5 protein-coding genes and 1 pseudogene are annotated in these 9,144 nt (G+C 67.0%); 4 read left to right on the top strand and 2 right to left on the bottom strand.

The window, feature by feature from the left end:
* From AVR91_RS42220 to AVR91_RS42235, 4 genes and pseudogenes are all read left to right on the top strand, one after another.
* Positions 1–720: pseudogene (locus AVR91_RS42220) on the top strand (hypothetical protein); the annotation flags it as partial.
* A 240-nt stretch (positions 721–960) separates the two neighbouring features.
* Positions 961–3,651, top strand: a complete 2,691-nt coding sequence (locus AVR91_RS42225) for a tetratricopeptide repeat protein (RefSeq protein ID WP_083737968.1) — start codon at positions 961–963, stop codon at positions 3,649–3,651.
* 533 nt (positions 3,652–4,184) lie between these two features.
* Complete coding sequence (locus AVR91_RS42230) at positions 4,185–4,580, top strand: hypothetical protein (protein WP_228709497.1); 396 nt, start codon at positions 4,185–4,187, stop codon at positions 4,578–4,580.
* Positions 4,581–4,707: 127 nt separating this feature from the next.
* A complete protein-coding gene (locus AVR91_RS42235) occupies positions 4,708–6,873 on the top strand; it encodes a tetratricopeptide repeat protein (RefSeq protein ID WP_063271685.1) in 2,166 nt (721 codons plus the stop codon).
* A gap of 34 nt (positions 6,874–6,907) precedes the next feature.
* Here the strand turns inward: AVR91_RS42235 and AVR91_RS42240 are convergent, their stop codons facing one another.
* The gene (locus tag AVR91_RS42240; RefSeq protein WP_063271686.1) at positions 6,908–8,023 is read right to left on the bottom strand and encodes a ThiF family adenylyltransferase; all 1,116 of its coding nucleotides are present in this window, start codon (positions 8,021–8,023) and stop codon (positions 6,908–6,910) included.
* Between the two features lie 737 nt (positions 8,024–8,760).
* A partial coding sequence (locus tag AVR91_RS43255; protein ID WP_211282842.1) for a hypothetical protein occupies positions 8,761–9,144 on the bottom strand: 384 nt, incomplete at its 5' end.

The raw sequence follows: 9,144 nt of genomic DNA on the forward strand, positions 1-9,144 counted from the left end.
ACGGTTGTCATGACACGGCCCACCTGCGTCGACGACCACGACGGAGTCGACGTCGATGGAGGCGATGTCCTGCAGCAGATGCTGGGCATCTCGAATCTGCGTTGGCCGCTACACGCTGCCCAACTCTTAGAGGTCGAGGATGCCCTGTTCGACGTGATAGAGGCACTCCACGACCTGGTCGCGCGGCCGCGGTCTCGATCCTTTCACAGCTACGGCGGCTGTGGCTGGCACTACTCGCAGTTCGCGATCGAACCGGGCAGAGCGCTCTACCGGTGGCGAGTCAACCAGCTTCTCGATCGTAGCGACCTGGGCCTGAGGCTGGCCGACGACGGCGAGGACATCGGACGGCTCGTCGCCGTCACCGACGACGCCCGGGCCGATCTTGTCACGCGTCTCGCGAATCAACCGCCCGGTCGGACGTCCGACCGGGTTCGTCACGGCATCGCCTTGTACCGTGCGCGCGGATCCACCGAGCACGACAAGCGGTCCGCCATTCTCGTACTGGCCGGGATCATCGAGGAGCGCCGCCAACTCCTGAAGGACAGTCTCGTCAAGAAGGACGAAGGCGCACTCTTCGACATTGCCAACAACTTTGCCTTACGTCACCAGGACCTGAAGCAGCAACGCGACTACGACCCAGCATTCCTAGACTGGATCTTCTGGTGGTACCTGGCAACGATCGAACTCAGCGACCACCTTCTTGCACGCCCGGCCTCGTAGGAACCGATCTCCTTGTCCCACCCGTCAAAGACAAGACCCCGGACGGACCTCCACCATGAACATGGGGCTCAGATATTTGGCCCGATCCCGGTCGCGTGAACATCCGCTACGGCCGATGAGCGGACGTTCTTTGTGGTGCAGTCTGCCGTGGGGTAACGGGGATCGGGCGGAGCGTTCCGTCGTTCAGATCAGTGTGCAAGTTCCTGTTGTCTACGGGTGGAGGCTCGGGATACTGGGTCGATGAGTCAGCGTTCTGACCGGCCGCCGCACGGTGGCACGGTCAACCACGTGGCCGGTGGCGTGTCTGGGAATCTGGTCCAGGCGGAGATCATCACCGGTGACGTGCACTTTCATCAGCTCGGCCGCCCGGTGGTGACCTTGCCGCACCGGGCGGCGGTCCCGCCGCAGCGGGCGACGGCCTTCCAAAACCGCGCAGGGGCAACTCCACTGCTGCAGCACGCGTTACAACGCGGGGATGCCGCGGTGCTGACCGACCAGCCGCGGTTGCATACCGGTGTGGTGACCGGGTTGGGCGGGGTCGGCAAGACGCAGGTTGCGCTGGATTACGCCGAACAGGCATGGGCCGCCGGCGAGGTGGTCTTGTGGGCATGGGTGACGGCGGGTTCACGGGAGGCGGTCGTGTCCAGCTACGCTCGCCTGGCCGCCGATTTGACCGGCTTTGAGGACCCGGATCCCGAGCAGGGCGCGTGGCGGTTGCTGGAGTGGCTTACCGCCAGTCCCGTGCGGTGGTTGATCGTGCTTGATGACGTGCAGAGCCCGGCTGACCTACAAGGGTTGTGGCCGCCGGCCACCGCGACCGGGCGGGTGGTGGTGACCACTCGGCGCCGTGATGCCGCGCTACGCGGACACGGCCGGTGTATGGTCGAACTCGACGTGTTCACCCCGTCAGAAGCCAAGGCGTATCTGCGCGCCGCGCTGGCCGACCAGCCGCATCTAGTCGTGGGTGCGGCCGAACTGGTGGTCGAGCTTGGGTGTCTGCCGTTGGCGTTGGCGCAGGCGGGCGCCTACATGCTGGACCGGGGCCTGTCCTGCACGACCTACCACACCCGGTGGACAGATCACCGGCGGACGCTGGCGTCGCTGGTGCCCGAGCCCGACGGGCTGCCCGACGACCACCGTGCCACCCTGGCCACTACCTGGTCGTTGTCGGTGGAACAAGCCAACCGGCTGGAACCGGCAGGGATCGCAGGAATGTTGCTGGAAGTGGCCAGCCTGCTGGACCCCAACGGAATCCCCGCCGACCTGTTCGCTTCCCCGGTTGTCACAGATCTGTTGTCAGGTGGCGCGGGACGTGAGGTGGATGCTGAGCGTGCGCGTGATGGTCTGGGGTGCCTGCACCGGCTGAACTTGATCGTCCTGGACACACGGTCGGCGTGCCAGGCGGTGCGGGTACATGCGCTGGTGCAACGCGCCACCCGCGACGCCCTGGCCACCTCGCAGCTACCAGCCGTGGCGCGAGTGGCAGCCGATGCGCTCGCGAGCTTCTGGCCGGAGATCGAACGGGACACCGCGCTGGGGCAGGTACTGCGTGCCAACACCGACGCGCTCGCCGACACCGCTGGCGAACACTTATGGGAACCCGAGGCGCATCCGGTGTTGTTCCGCGCCGGGATCAGCCTCGGAGCCGGAGAGCTGGTCACCGAGGCCAGAGACTACTTCCACCGGCTCCACGCCACCGCCAACCGCATACTGGGTGCTGAACACTGCTGCACCCTGGCCATCCGCAGCAACCTCGCCCGTTGGCAAGGCGAGGCGGGCGATCTGGCTGGCGCCGCGGCTGCATTCAAGACGCTGCACGCCGACAAGGTGCGGTTGCTGGGCCCCGACCACCCCGACACCCTGGACACCCGCCACGATCTCGCATGCTGGCGGGGTGAGGCAGGTGATCCGACTGGCGCTGCGGTCGCGTTGGAGCAGGTGTTCGCCGACAAGGTGCGGTTGCTGGGTCCCGACCACCCCGACACCCTCGACACCCGCCGGATGCTTGCTTGCTGGCGGGGTCAGGCGGGGGATCCGGGCGGTGCTGCGGTCGCGTTGGAGGAGATGCTCGCTGACATGTTGCGGGTCCTGGGCCCGAACCACTCCAGCACCCTGAAGACCCGCCACAATCTCGCCTACTGGCGAGGTGCTGCGGGCGATCAGGTTGGCGCCATGGCTGCGGTAGAGGGGTTGCTCGCCGATCGCGTGCGCGTGTTGGGGCCCGAGCATCCCAAAACCCTGGCCACTCGTGGAAACCTCGCAAGCTGGCGCAGTGCGGTGGGCGATCAGGTTGGCGCCATGGCCGTAGTGGAGGAGCTGCTCAACGACACATTGCGGGTGCTGGGCCCTGACCACCCCCGCACCCTGAAAATCCGCCACAACCTCGCCTACGTGCAGGGGCATGCAGGTGACCCTGCCAGTGCCATGGCCACTCTGAAGGAGCTGCTCCCCGACCAGCTACGTGTGCTGGGCCCTGACCACCCCGACACCTTGGCTATTCGCGGCCACCTCGCTTACTGGCGGGGTGAGGCGGGTGATCCGGCAGGTGCGGTAGCCGAATTGGAGGAGGTGCTCACCGACCAGCTGCGGATGCTGGGCCCCGACTACCCCGACACCTTGACCACTCGCAGCGACCTTGCTCACTGGCGGGGTGAGGCGGGTGATCCGGCAGGTGCGGTAGCCGAATTGGAGGAGGTGCTCACCGACCAGCTACGGGTGCTGGGCCCAGACCACGCCAATACCCTGACCACCCGTGACAGTCTCGCTTCCTGGCGGGGTGCTGCGGGCGACCTGGCCGGTGCAGCAGCCGTGTTTGAGCAGTTGCTCGTCGACCGCTCACGATTGCTGGGCTCCGATCACCCCCACACGCTGAGGACCCGGATGAATCTCGTTCGCTGGCGGAACCAGTCGGCAGACAGCCCGCTATCTTGAGCGGCCTGTCGCCGATGTCGCTTCGAGTTTGTGCCCAATCGAGCAACCGCTTCTGCCGCAATGAGGGCCTTCGATCAGGCGGTTGGACCAGCCGGCGTTGCCCGGTCGCGGCAGTCGGGCTCGTCACCTCAGTCGAGTAATGCCATGAGTCTGAGGCTGATCATGGTGACGTTATCGTGAGGCAACGGAGAACGCCCAGGTCGCATGAGATCGACTTGTCACAAGCGGCGAGACCCTGCATCTTGTAGGGTCTCAAAATTCGATGACATTGTCCCAAAGATCTCGGCATTGAAATGGCATTAGTGTCACGAAACTGGGATTGATAATCCTTTCGTGCCCGCTGAGTCATTCCAGCGGACTTCCGCGACGCGCCGTATTGTTCGAAAATGCTGCGATACAACCGGACCAGGAGGGTTCGTTCATGCCGAAGAGCGGATGTCCCATTTGAGTCTGCTCGAACTCCCGCTGCCAAGTGAGGAGCCGGGTCTGTGTCGCGTGCCGTTGAGCAAATGGACGAGTGGAGGCTTGTCTCTATGCTTGTGAGCGACCGTGTGCTGTCCGTGTTGGTGGAGGGGATTGCTGTGCCTGAGCCTGTGCTTGTGTCGATCGCTGCGGCTGTTGCCGGGCGTGCGGTGGCTGGCCTGTATCAGCTGATCAAGGCCAAGTTCGCGGATGATCCCGACGCGTCCGCGGTGCTGGAGGCCGCGGAAGGCGCTGCGGCGGATTCCAAGGAGGTAGGTGAGCTCGCCGCCGCGCTGGAGGAGAAGCAGGGCGCTGATCCGGCGTTCGGTGAGCGGTTGCGTGAGGAGTGGGATCGGGTCACCGTCGAGCAGAACGCCGGATCTGGAGGTGTGGCCAATCAGGTATCCGGCCAGGTCGGCGGCAACGTCGTGCAGGCCCGCGACATCCAAGGGGGGATCTCGTTCTGACCCCGGGCCGCCGGCCGAGATTGTTTTCGCCGGCCTGGCGCCGACGTGGTTGCGGAGCGGTGCTCCATCAGGGTGAGGTCAGGTGCGGCGGGCTGGTGGCCCGGCATGGTGACGGCAGACTGATGCTGTGACCGACGGGGCGGGCGTACGGAATACGATCAGCGGCAGCGTGACCGGCTCCGTGGTCCAGGCCGGCACCATCGGGCACCTGACCCTTTCGCCGGAGCGGCACGAGCCTCTGCCAGTGCCGCGGCAGCTGCCCGCGGGATTGCGGGACTTCACCGGCCGCGATGCCCAGCTCGCCGCGCTCGACGCGCTCCTGCCGAGCCGGGAGGACGCCGGTGGTGCCGCGGTAGTGGCCGTAGTGGACGGCACCGGCGGTGGCGGGAAAACCAGCCTGGTTGTCCAGTGGGCCCACCGCGTGCAGGACGTGTTTCCGGACGGGACGTTGTTCGTCAACCTGCGCGGGTACGGGCCGAGCGCGCCCTTGAAACCGGGGATCGTGCTGGCCTCGTTCCTGACCGCGCTCGGGGTGCCCGAGGCGCAGATCCCGGGCGAGCTGGATGCGCTGGCGGGGTTCTACCGCTCGGTGCTGGCAGGGCGGCGAGTGCTGGTGGTGCTAGATAACGCCGCCACCGCCGAGCAGGTACGCCCGCTGCTGCCCGGCACGCCCGGGTGCCTGGTAGTGGTGACCAGCCGCGCCAGCCTGACCGACCTGGTCGTGTCCGCAGCCGCGCATCGGGTTGACCTAGGCCTGTTCACCACCGCCGAATCCCAGACCCTGCTGCGCGGGATCGTCGGCGCGGCCAGAGCGGACACTGAGCCTGCCGCGACGGGAGAGCTGGTGCGGCTGTGTGGTGGGTTGCCGCTGGCGGTGCGGGTCGCCGCGACCCGTGCTGCCGCCCGGCCCCACTACACCCTCGCTGACGTGGTCGCCGACATCGGCGACGAGCAGACATCCGAGCTGGGGAACGGGTTCGGTGGTGATGGCGTCGTCGGTGGCGCGGTGCGGTCGGTGTTCGACTGGTCCTTCGCCGAGCTGCCGCCGGAGCAGGCGCGGGTGTTCCGGTGCCTGGGTGCGCATCCGGGTGCGGAGTTCGGGGTGGACGCGGCCGCGGCGCTCACCGGGCTCGAGCCGGCGGGGGTGTACCGGTGTCTGGAAGTGCTTGCCGAGCTGCATCTGCTCGAGCCGTCGGGGCGGCGGCGGTACCGGATGCACGATCTGTTGCACGCCTACGCTGCCCACCGTTCTGGTCTCGACGACACCGCCGAGGACCGCCGTAAAGCCGTGGAGCGAGTGCTGGCCTGGTACGCGCGCACCGCCTGGCACGCCGACCAGATGACGATGCCCGCCCTGTCCGGATTCACCCTGGACGAGGTCGCTGTGGTGGCGCCGGAGGTCGTGTTCACCGACCGGGGGGCGGCGGTGGCGTGGCAGCATGCCGAGCACGCCACCCTGGTCGCTGCGGCCCGCCGCGCGGCCGATGCCGGGCTGAATGTGGCGGCGATGACCGTGGCGGTGGCGTGCAAGTTCATGGCTGTTGGAAGTGCCGCGTGGGCCGCTCTGTACCTGGAGGTTACCGAGGTGGGCGTGGCCTGCGCGCTCGCCGCCGGGAATCAAGGGGTAGAGGCTCTGCTACTGGATGTCCGGGCGATCACGTTGCGCCGGATGGGGCGCCTGGCGGAGGCCGAAGCGGTGATCGCGCGCACGCTGGTTCTGGCCGAGGAGACCGATGATCCTGCCTATTGGGTTATCGGTTTATCGGGCCTGGGTCGGATCCGCCGTGAGCAGGGGCGGTGGCTGGAGGCGCGGGACTACTTCCGGCGGTCGGCGTCGGTGGCGCGGCAGTCGGGGCAGGTGAGGCCGGAAGCGGTGGCGCTGTGCAACCTCAGCTGGCTCAGTGTTCAGCTGGGTGAATTCGAGCACGCCCTCGGCTACGCCGAGCAGGGCCTGGCGCTGCGCCGGCAAGCCGGGGATCTGCTTGGCGAGGCCGGCGCACTGGTTGACATCGCGCTGGCGAACCAGGGGCTGGGTCGGCACGGCACCGCGGTGAGCTTGTGCCAGCGGGCTATCACCGCCTACCAGGACCTGGACTACACGGGAGTTGACCTAGCGGACACGTTCCTGCCTCTGGGCACGTCACTGGAGGCCCTCGGCGCCCTGCCCGCCGCGGCGCAAGCCTTGAGGGAGGCGATCACCGTGCTGACGGAACTCGATGATCCCCGCGCCGCACCGACACGGGTACGGCTGACCGGTCTGGAAGCCCGCATCGCCGCCGACTCTTGCCCCTGATCCCGGCATGGTGACGGGGCGGGAGCCCAGTGGGTCAGGCAGTCGCGGTGTGCGGCCCGCAGGCCGGACAGCCCGGTCGCGGCGCGTCGAGCGTGGATACCGCGTAGCCGTCGAGCGTGACGAGGTTGAACGCGTACTCGCGGTTGGGGGCCAGATCGGGGACACCGGTGATCAGGCTCATCGCGGCATGCGCCGCCAGATTCCCGGACACCCCAGCCGACACCGCGTTGCCCGCCTGAACCTCCTGCAGCGCCGTCACTGGTGCCGGAGGGGCCGTCTCGAGGCGACGCTCTCGTTCTGTCGTGTCGATGCACTCGTAGCAGGGGCCGGTGCCCGGCCGGTACAGGCCGTAGTTGATCTGTGGACCGTGGTAGCCGGCGTGGACCCAGGCAGTGCCGGTCGCGTCGCACACGCGGTTGGTCCAGGTCCGGATCTCCGTCGGCTGGTCCGCGGCCAAGACGACGAGGTCGAACCGTACCGCCAGGTCGATCAGGGCCGCTGGGCCGGTGACGGTCAGGGCCTGCCCGGTGATCTGGATGTCGGAGTTGCGTGCCCGCAGCTCCCGCACCACCGCCTCCACTTTCGGCCGGCCCAGATCGTGTTCGGTGAACAGGATCTGCCGGCCGAGGTTGGACAGTTCGACCACGTCCGGCTCCACGCAGTGCAGCTCCCCGACTCCCGACAGCGCCAGATCCACCGCCGCGGTGCTGCCCGTGCCGCCGACGCCGATGACGACGACCCTGGCCTGGCGTAGCAGGAGTTGGGTGTCCCAACTCGACCGGCGCCCGATCCGGGCCATCCACCGCCATAGTTCCCGGCTGCGGCTGTAGCGCTCCTGCTCCCGGGCGGACAATCCCGGGGGTGTGGTCTCGGAAGCGTCCTCGACGTAGCCGGTCTCGGTCAGCACCCGCAGGTCGCCCACGGCCTCGGCGGCGACCTCGGCTGGGGGCCTGGCGGGGAAACGGTGGACCAGCTCGGTGATGATCTGGTCCACCGTCCTCGTTCCGTCGAGGATGCTCAGCAGCGCCCAAACCCAGCCGTCCGGGTCGCGGATCGTCGTCCCGATCCCGGGGATGTGGCCGCCGATGCGGATGTGGCCGTCGTCGAGCCGCACCGGCCGGTGCTTGACTTTGATCCTGGGACGTTCCACAGCATCCTCCTCGATTCGTCATTTCTTTTCATCGTCGGTTACGGGCTAGCTGCTGTCCTTGCTGCAGAACGTCATCCGCTGCTCGTATTCGACAAATTCGATCACCGCCACCACCTCCCGTCCCAGATCGGGGAGACGGCGCCGGTACGCCTGTCCGCCGCCGTTGTTGCGGGCCGCAGGCAGTGGCGGTGCTCCGCGGTGTCGGGGTGTGGCGGATGGTGACTGTGGACGCTCATAGTGCCGGTCTCCGTCTCCGCTCCCAGCCTGATCAGGAGCTGCACCGAGCATCAGGCCACCGGGCGGATAGTAGAGCGGACACATGCCTGGACAAAGCACCGACACCGTGTCCGCCATCCGGGTGAAATCCGGATGGGAGCTGAGGACCGCTCGGGCGGGTCGCCTGAATGGCGCGAAACCGAAATGAAGAATCGCCTCTGGTGGCGGTATAATTTACTGAATGGGGGAGCTGCCCTTCACAGTAGGGTGACGGGTCGGTGGATTTTGCCCGACGAGGTGGGGATGTCGGCACACTGGGGGTATAGGTGCGGGGGGAACGTGGGGATTCAGCTGCTGGGGCCGATCGGTTTCATCACCAGCGACGGTGTCCTGACCAGGTCGTCACTGAAACTCCCCGATCTCCGTAGTGCAGCATGGACAGTCGCATCCTTTTTGCCCACCCGCCTTTGAGGCCGCTCGTGGTACCAACGGAACTGGCCGCATGGCCGTGCGGGAAGGACTTACGGCAGTCTGTCATCAACTGTTGGTATGTCGCGGCATCCCAGCTTGGCAAGGATGTCCTCGATCCGCCTGGCGTCGACCGCGCTGCAGGATCGAAATATCGCCAGCGCCTGTCGCAACAAGACTATGCCAGCGTCGATGTCTGCGCCCACCAAACAGCGCCCTTTCCCACTTAGGGCGCCTGCCTCGTGCTGAGCGCTACCGATGTCTCTGGCTATCGCGTAGGCCCGACCGAAGTAGATACGCGGATCTCCTGATGCTGAATGCTCCAGTGTCAGCTCACCTAGGTAGTTCAGTGTTTCGGCTTCACCGTCGAGGTAGCCCGCCTGCGTAAAGAGTTCCAGAGCGCGTTGGTGGTTGTATTTGGCCGCGTCGAACGCGCC

The sequence above is a fragment of the Amycolatopsis keratiniphila subsp. keratiniphila genome (assembly GCF_001620365.2).
Lineage (GTDB): Bacteria > Actinomycetota > Actinomycetes > Mycobacteriales > Pseudonocardiaceae > Amycolatopsis > Amycolatopsis keratiniphila.